Below are 1,165 nucleotides of genomic sequence, written 5' to 3' on the forward strand. Positions count from 1 at the left end.
CAATTCTTCGGCGTAATGGCGTCCTGAATTCCGTTTTGATGGAGAGCGGTGCAATCAGCGAACCGCTCGAACTCGTCTACAATCAGCTCGGCGTAATCATCGGCATGGTCCATTATATGATGCCCTTTGCCATCTTGCTGCTCTACACCAATCTGACCGACATCGACCAGCGGATCATCCAGGCTGCCCGCTCGCTCGGAGCCCGGCCGGCAACGATCTTCCTGCGCGTCTGGTTGCCGCTAAGCCTGCCCGCCATCGCCATCACAACGCTGTTCATCGTGATCTTTTCGCTTGGCTTCCTGGTGACACCGGCAATCCTCGGCGCCGGTCGCGTACTGATGGTTGCGGAATACATCTCGGTACAGATCTCGAGCACGCTCCGCTGGGGTGTGGCGACGGCGCTGTCGACCATGCTGCTTGTCGTCGTCGGGCTGTTGGTTGCCGTTGCAATGCGCAACCCGGCGCTCCGCGCCGCCTTCGAAGGAGGCCGCAAGTGAAACAACGGCTGCGCCATATCGTCGAAAGCTTCCTGCCGCGCCTGCTTGCCTGGCTGTTGCTCGCCTTTCTCTTTGTGCCGGTGCTGGTGGTCATTCCGGTCGCCCTGACCGATCGCGACTACCTGTCGCTGCCGCAGGATGGACTATCGCTCGATCACTTTCGCGCCCTGCTCAACTGGCGCGCCGGCTGGCTTCCTGCGATTTTCACCAGCTTTGCCATTGCCGTCATATCGAGCCTGATCGCTACGGCTGTCGCGACAGCATATGCCATCGGTGCCTGGRTTTATGTTGGCCGTTGGCCCGGCATTCTGAGGATTATCCTGCTGTCGCCGTTGATCATCCCGCCGGTGATCTATGCCGTCGGCATGGTCAGGCTGTGGTCGCGGCTTTCGCTACTCGACAGTTGGGTCGGCGTCACCATCGTCCATGTCGTGCTTGCACTGCCGCTGGCCGTCCTCGCAATCGGGGCGTCGCTTAGCAACCTCGATCCGCGCCTGGTTCAGGCTGCCCGTTCGCTCGGCGCCCGTCCCCTGACGGTGTTCGGTTGGGTGATTGTTCCGAACATCATCCCCGGCATGATTGCCGGCGGCATCCTGGCGATCATCGTCTCCTGGGATGAAATCACCGTGACTTTGTTCATCACAAGCCGCCGTCTCGTGACGCTGCCG

General features: G+C 60.8%; 2 protein-coding genes. Both read left to right on the top strand.

Annotated features, from left to right (window positions below; translation table 11 throughout):
• On the top strand, positions 1 to 497 hold a 497-nt coding region (locus ACXJ5O_RS27660), incomplete at its 5' end, for an ABC transporter permease (RefSeq protein WP_457302705.1).
• On the top strand, positions 494 to 1,165 hold a 672-nt coding region (locus ACXJ5O_RS27665; RefSeq protein ID WP_457302706.1), incomplete at its 3' end, for an ABC transporter permease. The genes ACXJ5O_RS27660 and ACXJ5O_RS27665, both read left to right, overlap by 4 nt.

This window comes from Phyllobacterium sp. P5_D12 (assembly GCF_054049495.1).